Source organism: Micromonospora sp. NBC_01740 (assembly GCF_035920365.1).
In the GTDB taxonomy this organism is placed as follows: Bacteria; Actinomycetota; Actinomycetes; order Mycobacteriales; family Micromonosporaceae; genus Micromonospora; species Micromonospora reichwaldensis.
In genome coordinates, this window is the sequence record NZ_CP109150.1 from 700,582 (window position 1) to 718,332 (window position 17,751).

The 17,751-nt window shown below is 74.8% G+C and carries 16 protein-coding genes and 1 pseudogene; 6 read left to right on the forward strand and 11 right to left on the reverse strand.

Translation table 11 applies throughout. The features are described from left to right. Positions 1 to 111: 111 nt before the first annotated feature. The 5 genes from OG989_RS03225 to OG989_RS03245 are packed head-to-tail and all read right to left on the reverse strand — an operon-like array spanning position 112 to position 5,201. A complete protein-coding gene (locus OG989_RS03225; protein WP_327029618.1) occupies positions 112 to 1,617 on the reverse strand; it encodes a complex I subunit 4 family protein in 1,506 nt (501 codons plus the stop codon). Beyond that, positions 1,614 to 3,545 (reverse strand): NADH-quinone oxidoreductase subunit 5 family protein, encoded by a 1,932-nt coding sequence (locus OG989_RS03230; protein ID WP_327029619.1) that lies wholly within the window; start codon positions 3,543 to 3,545, stop codon positions 1,614 to 1,616. Before OG989_RS03230 ends, OG989_RS03225 begins: the two co-directional genes overlap by 4 nt. Beyond that, positions 3,542 to 3,970, reverse strand: coding sequence for an NADH-quinone oxidoreductase subunit NuoK (nuoK, locus tag OG989_RS03235; protein WP_327029620.1), 429 nt, complete (start codon positions 3,968 to 3,970; stop codon positions 3,542 to 3,544). The genes OG989_RS03230 and nuoK overlap by 4 nt, the downstream gene beginning before the upstream one ends. Further along, positions 3,967 to 4,578 (reverse strand): NADH-quinone oxidoreductase subunit J family protein, encoded by a 612-nt coding sequence (locus OG989_RS03240; protein WP_327029621.1) that lies wholly within the window; start codon positions 4,576 to 4,578, stop codon positions 3,967 to 3,969. The genes nuoK and OG989_RS03240 overlap by 4 nt, the downstream gene beginning before the upstream one ends. Beyond that, positions 4,575 to 5,201, reverse strand: a complete 627-nt coding sequence (locus tag OG989_RS03245) for a NuoI/complex I 23 kDa subunit family protein (protein ID WP_327029622.1) — start codon at positions 5,199 to 5,201, stop codon at positions 4,575 to 4,577. Before OG989_RS03245 ends, OG989_RS03240 begins: the two co-directional genes overlap by 4 nt. 93 nt (positions 5,202 to 5,294) lie before the next feature. Here OG989_RS03245 and OG989_RS03250 point away from each other — a divergent pair, with 93 nt between their 5' ends. Next, the gene (locus OG989_RS03250) at positions 5,295 to 5,867 is read left to right on the forward strand and encodes a Uma2 family endonuclease (protein ID WP_151457805.1); all 573 of its coding nucleotides are present in this window, start codon (positions 5,295 to 5,297) and stop codon (positions 5,865 to 5,867) included. On the opposite strand, the gene OG989_RS03255 is transcribed toward OG989_RS03250, so the two are convergent. Beyond that, the gene (locus tag OG989_RS03255) at positions 5,848 to 6,282 is read right to left on the reverse strand and encodes an ester cyclase (protein ID WP_327029623.1); all 435 of its coding nucleotides are present in this window, start codon (positions 6,280 to 6,282) and stop codon (positions 5,848 to 5,850) included. The genes OG989_RS03250 and OG989_RS03255 overlap by 20 nt on opposite strands. A gap of 197 nt (positions 6,283 to 6,479) precedes the next feature. On the opposite strand from OG989_RS03255, the gene OG989_RS03260 reads away from it, so the two are divergent. Further along, complete coding sequence (locus OG989_RS03260) at positions 6,480 to 7,550, forward strand: glutathione S-transferase family protein (RefSeq protein ID WP_327029624.1); 1,071 nt, start codon at positions 6,480 to 6,482, stop codon at positions 7,548 to 7,550. A gap of 78 nt (positions 7,551 to 7,628) precedes the next feature. Here the strand turns inward: OG989_RS03260 and OG989_RS03265 are convergent, their stop codons facing one another. After that, positions 7,629 to 8,591 carry a complex I subunit 1/NuoH family protein gene (locus OG989_RS03265; protein WP_088998320.1) on the reverse strand — a complete coding sequence of 321 codons (963 nt, stop codon included), beginning with the start codon at positions 8,589 to 8,591 and terminating at the stop codon, positions 7,629 to 7,631. Positions 8,592 to 8,983: 392 nt separating this feature from the next. Then, a pseudogene (locus tag OG989_RS03270) lies at positions 8,984 to 9,580 on the reverse strand (NADH-quinone oxidoreductase subunit C); the annotation flags it as partial. A gap of 394 nt (positions 9,581 to 9,974) precedes the next feature. Between OG989_RS03270 and OG989_RS03275 the strand changes: the two are divergent. After that, on the forward strand, positions 9,975 to 11,021 hold the full coding sequence (locus OG989_RS03275) for a glucose 1-dehydrogenase (protein ID WP_151457763.1): 1,047 nt from the start codon (positions 9,975 to 9,977) through the stop codon (positions 11,019 to 11,021). A 6-nt stretch (positions 11,022 to 11,027) separates the two neighbouring features. Here OG989_RS03275 and OG989_RS03280 read toward each other — a convergent pair whose 3' ends face one another. Both OG989_RS03280 and OG989_RS03285 read right to left on the reverse strand, forming a co-directional pair. Beyond that, a complete protein-coding gene (locus tag OG989_RS03280) occupies positions 11,028 to 12,344 on the reverse strand; it encodes a DUF2252 domain-containing protein (RefSeq protein ID WP_151457764.1) in 1,317 nt (438 codons plus the stop codon). Positions 12,345 to 12,403: 59 nt separating this feature from the next. Continuing rightward, positions 12,404 to 12,994 (reverse strand): NADH-quinone oxidoreductase subunit B, encoded by a 591-nt coding sequence (locus OG989_RS03285; protein ID WP_132231313.1) that lies wholly within the window; start codon positions 12,992 to 12,994, stop codon positions 12,404 to 12,406. A gap of 225 nt (positions 12,995 to 13,219) precedes the next feature. On the opposite strand from OG989_RS03285, the gene OG989_RS03290 reads away from it, so the two are divergent. The 3 genes from OG989_RS03290 to OG989_RS03300 all read left to right on the forward strand — a co-directional run bounded on the left by OG989_RS03290 (position 13,220) and on the right by OG989_RS03300 (position 16,083). Further along, positions 13,220 to 14,149 carry a hypothetical protein gene (locus tag OG989_RS03290; RefSeq protein WP_151457476.1) on the forward strand — a complete coding sequence of 310 codons (930 nt, stop codon included), beginning with the start codon at positions 13,220 to 13,222 and terminating at the stop codon, positions 14,147 to 14,149. Positions 14,150 to 14,324: 175 nt separating this feature from the next. Beyond that, a complete protein-coding gene (locus OG989_RS03295) occupies positions 14,325 to 14,891 on the forward strand; it encodes a SigE family RNA polymerase sigma factor (RefSeq protein WP_225852526.1) in 567 nt (188 codons plus the stop codon). After that, positions 14,884 to 16,083, forward strand: coding sequence for a hypothetical protein (locus OG989_RS03300; RefSeq protein ID WP_327029625.1), 1,200 nt, complete (start codon positions 14,884 to 14,886; stop codon positions 16,081 to 16,083). The genes OG989_RS03295 and OG989_RS03300 overlap by 8 nt, the downstream gene beginning before the upstream one ends. Before the next feature lie 40 nt (positions 16,084 to 16,123). Here the strand turns inward: OG989_RS03300 and OG989_RS03305 are convergent, their stop codons facing one another. Beyond that, on the reverse strand, positions 16,124 to 17,749 hold the full coding sequence (locus OG989_RS03305) for a pyridoxal phosphate-dependent decarboxylase family protein (protein WP_327029626.1): 1,626 nt from the start codon (positions 17,747 to 17,749) through the stop codon (positions 16,124 to 16,126). Between the last annotated feature and the right edge of the window lie 2 nt (positions 17,750 to 17,751).

The window sequence follows — 17,751 nt, forward strand, 5'->3', positions numbered from 1 at the left end:
CCGCTCCGCTGCGTGCCGTCATGAGACATCAGCGCACAAAGCCCGATGATTCGCTCGCTCCGCTCGCTCATGCCGATATCCCGTCACGTCCGTACCGCCGACCCGGATCGCTCACCGCAGCACCTCCACGAGGGCGTCGACGGGGGCCTCGGCGACGCCGAGCACCAGGGTCGGGGCCAGGCCGACCGCGAGGGCGAGCAGCACCAGCGGCGCCCACGCGAGCAGTTCCGCGCCGGCCAGGCCGGGGGTCAGCCGCCCGACCGCCGGGCTGGGCCGCCCGTGCGTCACCCGCCGCAACAGCCGCAGCAGGTACGCGGCGGTGAGCGCCCCGCCGATCGCCGCCAGCACGCCCAGGGTGGTCCAGAGCGTCCCGCCGACCTCGACGGCGGCGACCACGGCGAACGCCTCGCCCCAGAAGCCGGCCAGCCCGGGCAGGCCGAGCGAGGCGACGGCGGCGAAGCCGAGCAGCCCGGCGAGCCGGGGGGCGGTCTCCCGCAGCCCGGACAGCTCGTCCAGCGACCCGGTGTGCGTACGGTCCTTGACCGCGCCGGCGAGGAAGAAGAGCAGGCCGGTGATCACCCCGTGCGCGACGTTGCCGATCAGGGCCGCCTGGATGCCGGTGGTGGTGAGCGTGGCGACCCCGAGCAGCACGAAGCCCATGTGCCCGACGCTGGAGTACGCGATCAGCCGCTTCAGCTCCCGCTGCGCCAGGCAGACCAGCGACCCGACGAGGATCGCCGCGACCGCCAGCACGCCGAGCACCGGGGCGGCCCAGCGGGCGCCCTCGGGGGCCACCCCGACCGCGATCCGGACCAGCCCGTACGTGCCCATCTTGAGCAGCACCCCGGCGAGGACGACGCTGCCGACGGTGGGCGCCTGCGTGTGCGCGTCGGGCAGCCAGGAGTGCAGCGGCCAGAGCGGGCTCTTCACCGCGAAGGCCAGCGCCAGCAGCGTGAACGCCGCGAGCTGGGTGCCCCGGGACAGGCCCGTGCCGCCCGTGAGCGCCACCACGTCAGCCGTCCCGGCGGCGGCCACCACCACGAACACGCCGACCAGCAGCAGCACCGAGCCGAACAGCGTGTAGAGGGCGAACTTGCGGGCCGCCCGCCGCCGGTCCGCGCCGCCCCAGCCGGCGATGATCGCGTACATGGGGAGCAGGACGACCTCGAAGAAGACGAAGAAGAGCACGAGGTCGAGGGCGAGGAAGGTGCCGAGGATGCCGACCTCGACGACCAGCAGCAGGGCCACCAGGGCCCGCCCGCTGCCGCCGTCGGGCACCTTCCACAGGGTGTAGGCGCAGCAGAGCAGGGTGAGCAGGGCGGTCAGCACGACCAGCGGCCAGGAGATGCCGTCCACGCCGAGGTGGAAGCGCAGGTCGAGGCCGGGCACCCAGGGCAGGTCGATCCGGTGCCAGGGGCGCACGGCGGGGGTGTCGGCCGCGTAGCTGGTCCAGCCGCGGTCGCCGAGGAAGAGCAGCGCGGCGGCCACCAGGGTCAGCGCGGCGACGACCGTGCCGACCGCCCGGGCCGCCCGGTCCCGGGGCGTCGCCGCCACCGCGAGCGCACCGAGCGCCGGCAGCGCCAGCACCGCCACCAGCAGGAACTCCCCCAACCTCATGCGGCCACTCCGATCACGACGGCCGCCAGGCCGATCAGCAGCGCCCCGGCGAGCACGCCGGCCGCCGCGCGCGGCAGCGCCGCGCGGTGCAGCGACGCCAGGCCGCCGCCGAGGCCGAGCGCGGCCCGGCCGCTGCCCTCGACCGCGCCGTCCACCACCACCTCGTCGGCGGTACGCGTGGCGCGGGCCAGCGCCTTCGCCGGGCGTACGACCAGGGCACGCTGGACGTCGTCGAGCCGGAACGCGGCGGCGAAGACCGGCCGCAGCGGACCCAGCGCGGTCGCCGGGTCGGCGGCCGGGTCCCGCCGCCAGCGCAGCCAGGCCAGCCCCGCCCCGACGACCAGCAGCGCCAGCGGCAGCAGCAACTCCGGGCCGACGTGGATCAGCAGATGCTCCGGCGCGCTGGCGGTGGGCGTGAGCAGCAGCCGGCGGGCGAATGCCCAGTCGAAGCCGGCGAGGCCGAGCAGGGCGGCCGGCACGGCGAGCAGCAGCACCGGCCAGCGCATCACCGCGGGCGGGTCGTGCGGGTGCGCCAGCGGCATCCGCGTCTCGCCGAAGAAGGTGCGCAGCAGCAGTCGGGTGGCGTACCAGGCGGTGACCGCGACGCCGACCAGCCCGGCCAGCCAGACCAGCCAGCCGACCCAGGCCGGGGCCGGACCGGTGCCGTGCAGGGCGGCGTCCTGGGCGACGGTGAGCACGCCGTCCTTGCTCCAGAAGCCCGACAGCGGCGGCACCCCGGCCAGCGCCCCGAGCCCGATCACCGTGCACCAGAAGGTGACCGGCATGCTGCGGCGCAGCCCGCCCATGCGGGACATCAGCGTGGTGCCGACGGCGTGGATCACCGCGCCGGCGGCGAGGAACAGCAGCGCCTTGAACGCGGCGTGGGTGAGCAGATGGAACAGGGCGGCCGGAGTGGAGCCGACCGCCAGCGCGCCCGTCATGTAGCCGATCTGCGAGACCGTCGACCAGGCCAGCACGCGCTTGAGGTCGTCCTGGGCGGTGGCGGCGAACGCGCCGAGCAGCAGGGTGACCGAGGCCATGACGCCGAGCACGGCCAGCGCGGTCGGCGTCACCTCGAACAGCGGGTAGAGCCGGGTGACGGCGTACACGCCGGCGGCGACCATGGTTGCGGCGTGGATCAGCGCCGAGATCGGCGTCGGACCGGCCATCGCGTCCGGCAGCCAGGTGTGCAGCGGGAACTGGGCGCTCTTGCCGGCCACCCCGGCGAGCAGCAGCAGGCAGGCGGCGGTCAGCGTACCGGTGGCGTGGTCGTGGGCGAGCACGTCGGCGATCCGGAAGCTGCCGGCCGAGACGCCGAGCAGCGCGATGCCGAGCAGGAAGCCGACGTCGCCGACCCGGGTCACCAGGAACGCCTTCATGGCGGCGGCCGGCGCCTCGGGCAGCCGGCGGTCGTGGGCGATGAGCAGGTAGGAGCAGATGCCCATCACCTCCCAGCCGACCAGCAGCAGGATCAGGTCCCCGGCGACCACCACCAGCAGCATGGCGGCGGTGAAGAGGCTGATCTGCGCCGCGTACGGCGGGTAGCGGTGGTCGGTGTCGACGTCGTCGTGCGGGCCCCGGCGCAGGTAGCCGACCGAGTAGACCTGCACGGCCAGGGCCACCGCGGCGACCGCGACGGCGACCAGCGCGGCGGCGGAGTCCAGCCGCACCCCGAGGCTCACGGTCAACCCGCCCAGGTCCACCCAGGTGGTGGACGCCTCGGCGGGCCGGTCGAGGGTGACCAGCAGGGCGACGGCGAGCGCCAGCGCACCGGCCGCCCCGGCCACGCCGAGCGCGATCGCCGCCCGCCGGGCCGGGCCCCCGGCCGTCCCCGCGTCGCGCGGCGCCGGCGGCAGCAGCAGGCCGAGCAGTCCCGCCACCAGCGGTACGGCCGGCAGCAGCGCGCCGAGCAGGGTGGTCGTGCTCACCGCTCCCCCTCCGGGCGCTCGGCGGACCCGGGCCGGGCATCCGTCCCGGCAGCGGCGCCCGGGTCGGCCCCGGCAGTGGCGCCGACCGTGACCGGCCCGGCCAGAGGCGCGCCGGGCAGAGGCTCGGTCAGCGGCACCTCGTCGACGGCGACGGTGGCCCGCAGCCGGTAGAGCTGGAGCACGATCGCCAGGCCCACCCCGATCTCGGCGGCGGCCAGCACGATCACGAAGAGCGCGAAGACCTGCCCGCCGTGCGGCAGTTGCGTGCGCACGGTGGTGTCGGCGGTGACCAGGATCAGGTTGACCGCGTTCAGCATCAGCTCGACGGCCATCAGCACCAGCACCGCGTTGCGCCGGCGCAGCACGCCGTAGACGCCGAGGCCGAACAGCAGCGCGGCGGTGACGTACGGGATGACGGGTCTCACCGCGACCGCCCGCCGTCGTCGTGCGGCTCCGCGCCTGCGACGGCCGTGCCCGACCGGTCGGCGCGGGACCTGTCCGCGGCGGGCCGGTCGGCGGGTGGGTCCCCGGCCCTCGGCCGGCCGATGTCGGGTCGGGAGATCACGATGGCGCCGACCAGGGCGGACAGCAGCAGCACCGAGAGCACCTCGAAGGGCAGCACCCAGCTACGGAAGATCTGGTCGCCCAGGCGTTCCGCGGTGCCCGCGTCGGGCAGCTCCACGGCCGTCCAGCGGTACGCGTCGACCAGCAGGGCGGCCAGCCCGAGCCCGGTGCCGCCGCCGATCAGCGCCGCCGCCCAGCCCGGCCGGTCCAGGTCGTCGGAGGCGCCGATCGGGGCGCGGGTGAGCATCACCGCGAAGAGCAGCAGCACGACCACCGCGCCGACGTAGATCAGCACCTGCACCCAGGCCACCAGCTCGGCGGTGAGCACCAGGTACATGCCGGCCAGCGCACCGAGGCAGAGCACCAGGTAGAGGCCGGCGCGCACCAGGTGCCGGGTCGCCACCACCAGCACCCCCGAACCGACCGCCAGCGCGCCGAGGGCGAGCAGCAGCACGTCCGCACCGGTCATGCGCCGGCCTCGGGCTCGGGGCGTACGGCCGGGGCGGCGGGACGGGCGGCGGGCGCGGCGGGGACCGCGGCCTTGCGCGCGGCGGCGGTCTCCTCCTTCGCCGGCTCACCGTTCGGGTCGTGCGCGGGCGGCGGCGGCACGGTGGCCATCCACTGCCCGAGGTGGTCCTTGTCGTGCAGCAGGTCCTTGATGTCGTACTCGGAGTATTCGAACTCCGGCGACCAGTAGAGGGCGTCGAAGGGGCAGACCTCCACGCAGATGCCGCAGTACATGCAGAGCGAGAAGTCGATGTCGAACTTGTCGAGCACGTTGCGCTGGCGGGGGCGGGCGGCGCCGGGCACCGCCACCTCCTCCTTGTGCGAGTCGATGTAGATGCACCAGTCCGGACACTCCCGGGCGCACAGCATGCAGACCGTGCAGTTCTCCTCCAGCAGCGCGATCACCCCGCGCGAGCGGGGCGGCAGCTCGGGGGCGACGTCCGGGTACTGCTGGGTGGTCGAGCGGCGGGTCATCGTCTTCAACGTGACCGCGAGCCCCTTCACCAGGCCCGCGCCGGGCAGGCCACGGTCTCCGCCGGCGCCGCCCGGCTCGCTGCGCTCGCTGCGGTCGGTCATGCCGACCATCCTGCCCTGTGGCCGCGGCGCGCGCGACCACCCCCCGAGGTCTGCCGGCGGTACGGTGAGGCGGGGAGAACGACGCATCGGAAAGGGCTCGCCATGACCGCCGCGCTGCACGACGAGTTTCCGCCGCCGGGCGAGTGGACGGCCGGCGACCTCGACCGCCTGCCCGACGACGGCCGCCGCCACGAACTCCTGGACGGAAACCTCATCATGTCGCTCTCCCCCACGCGACTCCACCAGTCGATCGCACTGATGCTCGGTGCGGCTCTTCAGGAGACCTGCCCGCCCGACCTCGACGTCACGCAGGGCGTCGAGGTGCGGCTCTCCCGCACCCGGGCGTTCATCCCCGACGTGCTGGTCACGGAGCTGGACTCGGCCTCGCGCAACGCGTCGCACTACCGGCCCCACGAGGTGATGCTGGTGGTCGAGATCGTCTCCGAGGGGTCGCGGAGCATCGACCGGGTGCTCAAGCCCGCGCTCTACGCCGAGGCCGACATCCCCTACTTCTGGCGAATCGAGACCGAGGCCGGGATCGTGGTGCACGCCCACAAGCTCGACCCGGCGAAGCGCGTCTACGTCGAGCAGGCCCGGATGACCGACGGGATCCTCGTCCCGGAGCCGTGGGAGATCGACATCCCGCTCGCCAGGATCACGCCCCGGTCCCGCTGATCCCACCCGCCGCCGGCGGCAGCATCTCGACGCCGAGCTGCTGGAGGAGCTGGAACAGCTCGTTGCAGCTCCACACGTCGATGATCCGGCCCGCGTCGTCGAAGCGCAGGAAGCTCGCCCCCGAGTAGCTGACCACCTGCCCGGTCGGCGGCACCGGCCCGAACGGCCCGGCCTGGGTGCCCGCCGCCCGCCAGTGCACCGCCACCCGGTCCCCGGCGGCCACCACGTCCACGAGCTTGTAGCGCAGGTCGGGGAAGGCCGCCCGGCGCTCCCGGTGCCACGCCAGCGTCGCCTCCGGCCCCTCGCCGCCCAGCCCCGGGCACTCCGGCGACACCAGTTCGTACGCCGACTCCTCCCGCGCGCCGTTCCACACGTCGGCGATGAAGCGTCGGGCCGCCGCCTCCACATCGGTCATCGCGGCAGCCTAACCGGCCACCGGGGCCGACCGACCGGTCCCGGCGCGCCACCTCCGGCCTCGACCCGCCGCCTTCGGACTCGGCGCGCCCGGCAGCGGAGGCCAGCACACCGCGCGGAGGTCGGCACTCGGCGCGCCCGGGAGCGGTGTAGCCGCCATGATGGGACGAGCGACGGACGACGGCGGAGGGGGCGGGCATGGGCGGGACGACCGAGGGCGGCGCGGCGACCAACGCGGACGAGGTGCTGATGCGGGCCGGCGGCCGGTACGTCGAGCCGGGCGGCGAGTTCACCCGGGACCAGCGCTACATCGCCACCCGGATCACCGCCGACGCCCGCGACGGCTGGCCCGTGGAGCCCGGCCGGTACCGGCTGGCGGTCAGTCGCGCCTGCCCCTGGGCGAACCGGTTGATCATCGTCCGGCGGCTGCTCGGGTTGGAGGACGCGATCTCGCTGGCGGTGGCCGGCCCGACCCACGACAAGCGGAGCTGGACGTTCGACCTCGATCCGGGCGGGCGCGACCCGGTGCTCGGCATCGAGCGGCTGGCCGAGGCGTACTTCGCCCGGTTCCCCGGCTACGAGCGGGGCATCACCGTGCCGGCGATCGTGGACGTGCCCACCGGGCAGGTGGTCACCAACGACTTCGGGCCGATGAGCCTCGACCTGTCCACCGAGTGGACGGCGTACCACCGCGAGGGGGCGCCCGACCTCTACCCGGAGCGGCTGCGCGACGAGATCGACGAGGTGAGCACGCTGCTCTTCCGGGACGTCAACAACGGCGTCTACCGGTGCGGCTTCGCCGGCGACCAAGCGGCGTACGAGAAGGCGTACCACCGGCTGTTCGACCGGCTGGACTGGCTGGGCGAGCGGCTGGCCGGGCAGCGCTACCTGGTGGGGGACACCATCACCGAGGCGGACGTGCGGCTGTTCACCACGCTGGTCCGCTTCGACCCGGTCTACCACGGGCACTTCAAGTGCAACCGGAGCAAGCTGACCGAGATGCCGGTGCTCTGGGCGTACGCCCGGGACCTGTTCCAGACGCCGGGCTTCGGCGACACGGTCGACTTCGACCACATCAAGCGGCACTACTACGAGGTACACCGCGACATCAACCCGACCGGGGTGGTGCCGCTCGGCCCCGACCTGGCGAACTGGCTGACCCCGCACGGCCGCGAGGCCCTCGGCGGCCGTCCCTTCGGCGACGGCACCCCGCCCCCGCCGCCCCCGCCCGCCGAGCGCGTCGACCCCGCCCACACCCCGCTGCCCTGACGGCGCGCCCCACCGCGCGACGCGCCCTACAGCGCGACGCGGACGGCACGCCTCACAGCGCGACGCGGACGGCGCACCTCACAGCGCGACGCGGACGGCGGCGGTGAGGACCAGTTGGCCCAGGGAGACGGGGACCAGGACGAGCCAGCAGAGGCGCTGGAGCTGGTCCTCACGCAGGCGGGGGTAGGACACCCGGATCCAGATGATCAGGAACGAGACGGCGAAGACCTTCAGCAGGGTCCACAGCCAGCCGAGCTGCGCGTCGGCGAACGGGCCCTGCCAACCCCCGAGGAAGAGCACGGTGGTGAGGGCGGCGATCACCACGATGCCGACGTACTCGGCGAGCAGGAAGAACGCGAACCGCAGGCCCGTGTACTCCGTCATGTAGCCGAAGACCAGCTCCGAGTCGGCGACCGGCATGTCGAACGGCGGGCGGCGGATCTCGGCGAGCCCGGCGAGGAAGAAGACGACCATGGCGGGGGCCTGCCAGAGCAGCCACCACGGCTGCCACGCCTCGACGATGCCGGAGAGGCTGAGCGTGCCGGCCGCCATGGCCACCGACGCGGCGGCCAGCACCAGCGGCAGCTCGTAGCCGAGCAGCTGGGCCGCGCCGCGCAGGCCGCCGAGGAGGCTGTACTTGTTTGCCGACGCCCACGCCGACATCAGCACCGCCACGACGCCCACGCCCACCACGGCCAGCACGAAGAACAGGCCGATGTCCAGCGGCTGCCCGACCAGGTCGTCCGGGCCGAGCGGGATCACCAGCAGGACCAGCAGGTAGGGCACGAGGGCGACCGCCGGGGCGAGCCGGAAGACCGCCCGGTCCGCCTCCCGGGGCGTGACGTCCTCCTTCTGCACGAACTTCACGCCGTCGGCGACCAGCTGGGCCCAGCCGTGGAAGCCGCCCGCGTACATCGGGCCGAGCCGGCCCTGCATGTGCGCCATCACCTTGTGCTCGGCCTGCCCGACCAGCAACGGCAGGGTGAGGAAGGCGACGAGCACGCCCCCCACCCGGATGACCAGCTCCAACCACAGTGGCATCAGGGCGTACCTCCGTCGTCGCCGGAACGCTCCGACGCTGCCGGGCCCTCGGGCGCGGGCCGATCCGCCGTTGGGCCGGAGCGGGCGGTCCGGCCGCCGGGCGCGCCGGGCGGCGGTCCGGCGTCGGCCCCCGGGTCGGCGGGACCGGTGACCGCCGGGCCGGCGGGTGCCGGGCCGTCGGCAGGTGCGGCGGGCGGCGGACCGGCGTCGCCCGCCGGGTCGGCGGGACGGGTGACCGCCGGGTCGGCGGGTGCCGGGCCGTCGGCAGGTGCCGGGCCGTCGGCGGTGGCGGCGGGCCGGGCGGTACGGGGTGGACGGGCCCCCGGGGCCGGTCGGGCGGGCCGCTCCCGGGCCGGGCGGGCCGGGGTGCCGCCGCGCGGCCCCTCGCCGACCCCGCCCGCGCCGGCAGGTGTCGGTGTCGTTCCCCACTCCCCCGGCGCGGGCACGCCCGGCGGGCGGATCGGGCGACGCCCGCCGCCGGCCTCGGACTCGCCCGGTTCCTTCGCGCCCGGCCAGGGCTTCGCCACCCGGGAGGCGAGCACGAACTCCTTGCGCAGCGGATGCCCCTCGAACTCGGGCGGCAGCAGCAGCGGCGCCAGCCCGGTATGGCCGGGAAAGTCGATGCCGAACATCTCGTGCGTCTCCCGCTCGTGCCATGCGGCACCCGGGTAGACGTCGACGACCGAGGCGACCGCCGGGGCGTCCCGGGGCACCCGGGTCCGCAGCAGGATCCCGTGCCGGCGGGTGGTGGACCAGAGGTGCGCCACCACGTCGAAGCCGCCGGCGAGTTCGTCGACGGCGGAGAGCCAGTCGAAGTAGTCGCAGGCCAGCTCGGCGTCGTCGCGGGCCGCGCGGAGCGCGTCCGGCCAGTTCGCCGGCGGTACGTCGACGGTGGCGCGGGCGTGCGCCTGGCCGCCGGAGACCGACGGGGTCACCTCGGCGGGCGCGAGCAGCGCCACCATCCGCTGGCCGACCTCTTCCGGAGTCATGCCGCTGATCCTAGGTCCTCCCCCGCACCCCCCACCCAACCGAACGCCCCACGCCCCACGCCCACCCCGCCCCCGATCCCCCGCCCCTCCTCAGCCCCTCCGCCGCCCCTCCGCCGCCCCTCCGCCGAGACGATCATGCAGTTGTGGTGCCCGGTTCGGCAGGGAAAGCGACCTTCATCCCCCACCACAACTGCATGATCGAGCGGGGTCCGGGCGGGCGCGGGGCGCGGAGGTGCGGGCGCAGGGCGCGGACGTGCGGGATGCGGGGCGCGGGGCGCGGGGGCGGGCGCGGGTGCGGGGTGCGGGCGCGAAGTGCGGGGCGCGGGAGTGCGGGATGCGGGGTGGATGTCGGGCTTTGGCGGCGGGCGGGCGGGGGGCGGGGAAGGATGAGGGCGTGCGCGCTGTGACTGTCAACCCGGGTGTCGCCGACTCGCTGCGGCTGGTCGACGATCATCCGGAGCCGCCGCCCGAGGAGGGCGCGATCCTGGTCGAGGCACTGGCGGTGGGGATCTGCGGCACCGACCACGAGATCATCGCCGGCGACTACGGCGAGGCGCCGCCCGGCGCGGACCGGCTTGTGCTGGGGCACGAGTCGCTGGGCCGGGTGCTGGAGGACCCGTCGGGAACGCTGCAACCCGGCGACCTGGTGGCGGGCGTCGTCCGGCACCCCGACCCGGTGCCCTGCCCGAACTGCGCGGTCGGCGAGTGGGACATGTGCCGCAACGGTCGGTTCACCGAGCACGGCATCAAGGCCCTGCCCGGCTTCGCCCGGGACCGCTGGCGGCTGCAACCCCGGTTCGCCGTGGGGCTGGATCGGGCCCTCGCCTCGGTCGGCATGCTGCTGGAGCCGACCAGCGTGGTGGCGAAGGCGTGGGAGCACATCGAGCGCATCGGTGCCCGCGCCGAGTGGCAGCCGCAGACCGTACTGGTCACCGGGGCCGGGCCGATCGGCCTGCTGGCCGCGCTGCTCGCCACGCAGCGCGGGCTCGCCGTGCACGTGCTGGACCGCAACACCACCGGGCCGAAGCCGGATCTGGTCCGGGCGCTCGGGGCGACCTACCACACCGTGCCCGTCAGCGAGCTGGACTTCGAGCCGGACGTGGTGCTGGAGTGCACCGGGGCGCCGGTCGTCGTCCTCGACGTGATGTACAAGGCCGCGCCGACCGGCATCGTCTGCCTGACCGGCGTCTCCAGCGGCGGGCGGACCATCGACCTCGACGCTGGGGCGCTCAACCGCGCGCTCGTGCTGGAGAACAACGTGGTGTTCGGCTCGGTGAACGCCAACCGCCGGCACTGGGACCTCGCCGCCGCGGCGCTGGCCCGCGCCGACCGGTCGTGGCTCGACGCGCTGATCACCCGCCGGGTGCCGGTGGAGGCGTACACCGGGGCGTACACCTCCGAGCCGGACGACATCAAGGTGGTGCTGGAGTTCGGTTCCTGACGCCGCTCAGAGGCCTGGCAGCCGGCCGTTGCGGAACAGGTCGACGAAGAGCTGGTGGTCCTGCCGGGCGCGGACGCCGTACGCGTGGGCGAAGTCGACCAGGTGCGTCACGAAGCCCGCCTCGTCGGCGTCCACCGCCGCCACGATCGCCTCCTCCGTGGAGTAGTCGACCAGGTCGTGACTGGATTCGTCGTCGGCCACCGAGTGCATCCGGGCGACCGCCCGGCCCAGGTCGGTCAGCACGCCGGCCAGGTCCTCCGGCTCGTTCACGTCCGCCCAGTCGAGGTCGGCCGCGTACGGGGACACCTCGGCGACGAGCTGCCCGGCCCCGTCCAGCTCGGTGAAGCCCAGCCACGGGTCGGCGTGCGCCTGAAGTGCCCGCTGCGACTCGGCGGTGCGGTGCCCCTGGTGCTGGAAGTAGCCCGCGACCGCCTCGTCGGCGATGTGCCGGGCCACCGCCGGCACCTGGGCCTGCTTCATGTAGATGACGACGTCGTTCTCCAGCGCCTGGGTGTGCCCCTCCAGCAGCAGGTTGTACGACGGCAGCCCGGCCGAGCCGATACCCACCCCCTTGCGCAGCACCACGTCCTTGATCTGGGTGGCCACGGGACGGAGCTGGGCGGAGGAGGCGGGCAGCGTGCCGAGGTAGTCCTCGAACGCGGCGCAGACCCGCTCCCGGGTCTCGGCGTCGATCTCGAAGACGCCGTCGCCCAGCGAGAACCGGCGCTCGTAGTTGTCGATGGTGGTCTGCGTGGCGAGCAGGTCGACCCGGGTGTTGAGCCGCGCCTGCTGGAGCACCCGGCGGAGCACCCCGTCGGCGTTGTCCAGGGTGATCGAGCCGATCGCGTCGTCGCCCCCCTCGGCGATGGCGCGCAGCTCGGTCAGGTACGACCGCGCGAAGCCGGTGACCAGGTCGCTGATCGCCCGATCGGAGAGCGCCTTGGCGTAGCCGATCAGCGCCACGCTGGCCGCCAGCCGCTTCAGGTCCCAGCTGAACGGCCCCACGTACGCCTCGTCGAAGTCGTTGACGTTGAACACGAGCTGCCCGGACGCGTTCATGTACGTGCCGAAGTTCTCCGCGTGCAGGTCGCCGTGGATCCACACCCGGCTGGTCCGGTCGTCGAGGAACCGGTCGTCGGCGAAGTCGCCGACCTGGTCGGCGTAGAAGAGCGAGGCGCTGCCCCGGTAGAAGGCGAACGGGGACGCGGCCATCTTGCGGAACTTGCGCCGGAAGGCTGCCGGGTCGAGAGCCATCGACGCGCCGAACTCCTCGGTGAGCACGTCGACGATGTGGGCGGAACGCTGGTCGGCGGAGTGGTTCATGGTGCGCAGGCTAGCCCCCGCCGGCCAGCCGGGGCCCTCGTCCGACCGGACGGTACGGCTCAGGGGGTGGGCGGGCGGACCGGCGGGGCGGTCAGCGACTCCGCCGAGCGTGGGAGCACCCCGGTCGAGCCGGCGTCGGCGGGCGGGGCGTCGACCGGCGGGGCGAGCGCGTCCGGCCGGGGCACGCCGCCGATCCCGGACTGTTCGGCGGCGATCTTCTCCTGGAGGCGCAGGATGCCGTGCAGCAGCGCCTCGGGCCGGGGCGGGCAGCCGGGCACGTAGACGTCGACGGGGATGAGCTGGTCGACGCCCTTGGTCACCGAGTACGAATCCCAGTAGGGGCCGCCGCAGTTGGAGCACGCGCCGAACGAGATGACGTACTTCGGCTCGGGCATCTGGTCGTAGAGCCGCTTGATCGCGGGGGCCATCTTGTCGGTGACCGTCCCGGAGACGACCATGAGGTCGGCCTGCCGGGGCCCGTGCGCGAACGGGATCACGCCGAGGCGCATGAAGTCGTGCCGGCCCATGCTGGTGGCGATGAACTCGATCGCGCAGCAGGCCAGGCCGAAGTTGAAGACCCAGAGCGAGTAGCGGCGGCCCCAGTTCAGCACGAACCGGATCGGCTCACCGAGCACTCCCGGTACCTGCACGACCGCCCCCTTCCCGAGCACCGCCACCAGTCAACCACAGCCGCCGTCGACGCCGACCGGTCGCTCGGTCCGCGCCGTCCCGGGCGCAGCGCTGTCGGGTGAGCGACACCGGTTCATGTTCATCGGTCGCAACCGCTCCCGGCGATGAGGGGTGTCCTACCCGTGACACCGCCCGCCGGCGCGAAGGCTGCGGGCGGAACCACGGGGATCTGGAGGACACGCACAATGGCACGTACCATCGCCCGCCGGCTCGCTGCCGGCGTCCTGGGCGCGGGGCTCGCCCTGCTCGGCATGGCGGCGCCCGCCGCGCAGGCCGCCGCTCCGGCCGACACGTCGGTGTCCGTCGGCCGGCTGGTGCTCAACCCGACCGACCGGGGGTACGTCGGCAGCCTGCCGGTGACCGTCGACTACCGAGGGGAGCAGCCGGCGTACCTCAACCTGACCGTGACCGAGCCGGTGCCGGGTTCCAACACGGGCATGACCCCGTCGGCACCCTGCGCGTACGGTCGCGAGCAGCCGCTGCGGAACGTCTACTGCGCGGTCCCGGGTGACGCCCTGCAACCGGGTGAGCGGCGTCGGTTCACGATCGAATTCCAGGTGCTGACCACTCCGCAGGCCCACGCTATGTCCACCCCCGGCGGCCGGGTGACGGTCGAGACCGGGGACGCGAACCCGGCCAACGACAGCCGGGCGTTCGACACCCTGTTCCGTTCCACCTCCGGCTCGCTGCGCCACCCACGGTCGTACGTCTGGGACACGCGGACCGACGCGTCGCTGACGGTCGGGCCGGCGGCCGTCCTCGCCAGACAGGGGGACGGAAGCTGGCTGGGCCGGCTGCCGGTGACCGTGCGGGTCGCGGGCGACGCCGCGCACGACGGGTACTCGCTGGACCCGACGCTGCCGGCCGGGGTGCACGTCGCCGGCATCGAGCCGGTGGACGTCTGCACCGGCACCTGCTCGGTGCCGGGCGGGCGGTTCATGCCGGGTGAGGAGCGCTCGGTCTCGCTGCTGCTCCGCGCGCCCGCCGAGGTCACCCCGGGCGACCTGGGCGCGGGCTCGTTGCGGCTGTCCGCGATGTTCGGCTGGAACAACGAACTGGTCGACGTCGACCCGGCCGACAACACCGCCGCGTTCACCGTCAGCGCCGCCGGCTGACGACGGTGGACTAGGCAGGCGCGCGGCCGTGGGCGACCCCCACGGCCGCGCGCCGTTTCCCGCTCGACCCGTCGGCGGCCGTCGGATCCACGACCGCGCCAGCCCGCAACCGGCCGCAGCCCGGCGGAGTGTTACCGCCGCCAGACACCCACGGCGGCCCGAACGGGGAGGGACAGTGACAGTGACGATGGGGGCCCGCGCCAACGAACCACCTCCGACGGTCGACGCGCGGGCCGGCGAGGGCGCGGCGACGATCACCTTCGACGACTTCTACCACGCGCACTTCCGCAGCGTGACCGCGCAGCTCTGCGCGTACACCGGAGACCTGGGCCAGGCCCAGGACCTGGCGCAGGAGGCGTTCTGCCGGGCGCTCGCCCGGTGGGACCGGCTGGCCCGCTACGACGACCCGGTGGCCTGGATCCGGCGGGTGGCCTGGAACCTCGCCCGCAGCCGGTGGCGTCGGCTGCGTACCGCCCGCGGCCACCTGCTGCGGCAGCGGCGGGTGGAGACGCAGGTGCCGGGCCCGACGCCGGACCGGGTGGACATCGACAGGGCGCTCGCGGCGCTGCCCGAGAAACACCGGCGGGCCGTGGTCCTGCACTACCTCGCCGACATGTCCGTCGCCCAGATCGCCGTCCAGGAGGGGGTGGCCGAGGGGACGGTCAAGTCGTGGCTGCACCGGGGCCGAGCCGTCCTGGCCACCCTGCTCGACGAGAACCCGGAGGGAGTCGGTCATGCCTGAGCAGGACCCGCTGCGGGCGCGCTTCGCCGCGTACCGCGGAGACCTGACGGACCGGATCGACGGTCCGGGCCCGGACGCGGCCCGGCGCACGCTGCGGCGTCGCCGCCGCGCCGCCGTCGCGACCGGGGCGGTCGCCGTCGCGCTGGTGGTGGCCCCGATCGCCGCCGTCGCGGCGCTGCGGGACGCCCCGTCGCCGGCACCGCCAGCGGCGACGCCGACGGCCGACCCCACCTGGTCCCCGTCGCCCCGGCCCTCACCCGACGCGTCGCGGTCGCCGTCGTCGTCGCCGTCGTCACCGGCCGCGCCGGACGGCCGGATCACCGAGCGGCAGCTGCGCGCCGCCCGACCCGACCTGCCGGCCTGGGCCGGCCGCAACTGCGCCGACACCACGCGGGTCACCCTGCTGCCGGCCACCACACCGGAGGTGGACCGGCCGTACCTGATCAGCGTCACGCACGGCGACGTCGACGCCGACGGCGCCACCGAGACGCTGGCCCTGCTCGGCTGCCGCATCGGCGAGGCGTCGGCGAAGCAGGTGGTCGCCTTCGACCGGGACGCCGCCGGGCGGATCGTCACGCTGGGGCGGGTGACCCGGACCCACGAGGAGGGTGACGGCGGCTTCGAGGACGTCCGCGCCGTCGCCGTGGCCGACGGGAAGGTCCGCGTCCAGGTCGCCGACATCCAGCCCTGTTGCAGCATTCCGGCGTACTGGGCGCGCCAGCAGTGGCGGACGTACGGCTGGGACGGCGAACGGTTCGCCCAGACCGGCGGTCCGACCACCTTCGGCCGGGACTCCCGCCTCACCGACCTCGCGATCTCTGCCGGGCCGTTCGTCCTCGGACCGGCGGACGAGCACGGCCGGTTCCAGGGCACGGTGACGGTGACCGTGACCAACCGGGGACCCCTCGACGCGAACCGCGTCGCCTTCCGGCACCTGGAGGCCTTCGGCACGCCCGACGGCGGCGACTGGGACCGGTGCGAGCCGGCCCGCGAACAGCCGGAGTGGCCGTCGTGCCTGACCGAGGGGGTGCCGGCCGGGGAGCGCCGGAGCTGGACCTTCCGCTTCCGCCTCGGGCCGGAGCGCCTTGAGGCGGGCCCGTCAATCTGGCTGGTCCACTACGGCGCCGACCACCGCTACTGGCCGGACCTGACCCCCGGCGACAACCACGTCGTCGTCCGGGTGGACAGGTGATCCGGCGGCGGCGTCCACCCGGCGGGGTGGGCGCCGCCGCTCACCACGTGGGGCGTTGCAGCAGACCGACGAACTCCACCAGCAGCCGTTCCCGCAGCGCCGGCGGCGCGGCGTCGAGCAGGGTGTTCACCACCGCCATCCGCCCCGCCAACGAACCGCCGGTGCCGGCGGCGTCTGCGGAACCGGCGGCGTCGTCGGGACCAGCGGCGGCGTCGGGACCAGCGGCGGCGTCGGAACCGGCGGCGGCGTCGGGACCAGCGTCGTCGGGACCGGCGGAGCGGCCTGGACCGGCCGCGTCGGCGGGGGCGGTCAGGCCCAGGCCGGCGGCCAGGCCCGCGACCAGGTCGGGGGTGAGCGCGTCGGGGGTGAGCGTGGTCGCGAGGGCGAGCAGCTCGGCGGGGAGCGTCACCGGTCCGGCGGCCCGGGCGGCGGCCACGGCGTCGGCCAGGTCCGGGCCGAACTCCGCCACCCGGGGCGCCACCGCGGCGGTCACCGTCAGGTGCACGCTCGGCGGCAGGTCGGCGTACGACAGCTGGGGCTGGGTGTGCCAGCCGCGGGCGGCCAGCTCGTCGACCAGGACGAAGAGGTCGAGGCCCGCATCGGTGGCGGTGAAGCAGACGACTGTCGACTCCGGCTCGGCCATCAGCCGCAGCCCGTCGACCGCGCGGACGGCGTCGGCCAGGCCGGCGACGGCGTCCCGGGTGGCCGCCGCGAGCCGCAGGTACCCGTCGTCGCCGAGGTGCCGCAGGGTGGCGTACGCGGCGGCGATCGGTCCGCCGGAGCGGGTGGAGGCGATGACCGGGTTGACCATCGTGTAGCCGGGCCAGTCCGCGTACGCGAAGTACTGCGGGGCACGCAGCGCCGGATCACGGTGCAGCAGGACCGACACGCCCTTCGGGGCGTACGCGTACTTGTGCAGGTCCACCGAGATCGAGGTGACCCCCGCGAGCGCGAAGTCGAACGGCGGCACGTCCGCCCCGAGCCGACGCAGGTACGGCAGGGTCCAGCCCCCGAAGCAGGCGTCCACGTGGCAGCGCACCCCGGCGGCGGCAGCAGCTTCGGCGATCGGGGCGACGGGATCGACGACGCCGTGCGCGTACGAGGGGGCGGAGCAGGCCACCAGCACGGTCTCCGGGCCGATGGCGGCGGCCATGTCGGCGGCGGCGGGCCGCAGCGTGGACGCCGACACGGGCACCGTGTCCACGGCGACCCGCAGGTAGTGCGCCGCCTTGGCGAACGCGGCGTGCGCGCTGGCCGGCACCACGATCCGGGGTGCCGCGATCTCCGGGTGGGCGTCCCGGGCGGCCTTGACGGCGAGGATCAGCGACTCGGTGCCGCCGCTGGTGACGCTGCCGACGACGTCCGGCGCGGCGCTGCCGGGGCCCCCGCCGAGCAGCCGGGCGGCAGCGCCGACCAGCGCGTTCTCCATCGCCAGCAGCGACGGGAAGGCGGTCGGGTCGAGCCCGTTGACGTGGGCGCTGCCGGCGTACGCGGCGGCGGCCAGCTCGTCCAGCCCCGGCACGGCCGGGTCGTAGACGTACGCGAACAGCCGCCCCCCGTGCGTCGGCCGGTCGGCGCTGCGCAGCGCCGACACTTCCGCCAGCACCCGCTCGGCGGGCAGCCCGTTCCCGGGCAGCGCCCGCCGCTCGGTTCCCTCGTCGATCATGG

What these genes read in the sequence shown, in the direction of transcription:
- OG989_RS03280 (WP_151457764.1), bottom strand. Translation starts at nt 12,344, where the DNA reads ATGAACCACTCCGCCGACCAGCGTTCCGCCCACATCGTCGACGTGCTC.
- OG989_RS03250 (WP_151457805.1), top strand. Translation starts at nt 5,295, where the DNA reads ATGACCGCCGCGCTGCACGACGAGTTTCCGCCGCCGGGCGAGTGGACG.
- OG989_RS03255 (WP_327029623.1), bottom strand. Translation starts at nt 6,282, where the DNA reads ATGACCGATGTGGAGGCGGCGGCCCGACGCTTCATCGCCGACGTGTGG.
- OG989_RS03300 (WP_327029625.1), top strand. Translation starts at nt 14,884, where the DNA reads ATGCCTGAGCAGGACCCGCTGCGGGCGCGCTTCGCCGCGTACCGCGGA.
- OG989_RS03225 (WP_327029618.1), bottom strand. Translation starts at nt 1,617, where the DNA reads ATGAGGTTGGGGGAGTTCCTGCTGGTGGCGGTGCTGGCGCTGCCGGCG.
- OG989_RS03245 (WP_327029622.1), bottom strand. Translation starts at nt 5,201, where the DNA reads ATGGTCGGCATGACCGACCGCAGCGAGCGCAGCGAGCCGGGCGGCGCC.
- OG989_RS03260 (WP_327029624.1), top strand. Translation starts at nt 6,480, where the DNA reads ATGGGCGGGACGACCGAGGGCGGCGCGGCGACCAACGCGGACGAGGTG.
- OG989_RS03240 (WP_327029621.1), bottom strand. Translation starts at nt 4,578, where the DNA reads ATGACCGGTGCGGACGTGCTGCTGCTCGCCCTCGGCGCGCTGGCGGTC.
- OG989_RS03290 (WP_151457476.1), top strand. Translation starts at nt 13,220, where the DNA reads ATGGCACGTACCATCGCCCGCCGGCTCGCTGCCGGCGTCCTGGGCGCG.
- OG989_RS03305 (WP_327029626.1), bottom strand. Translation starts at nt 17,749, where the DNA reads ATGATCGACGAGGGAACCGAGCGGCGGGCGCTGCCCGGGAACGGGCTG.
- OG989_RS03265 (WP_088998320.1), bottom strand. Translation starts at nt 8,591, where the DNA reads ATGCCACTGTGGTTGGAGCTGGTCATCCGGGTGGGGGGCGTGCTCGTC.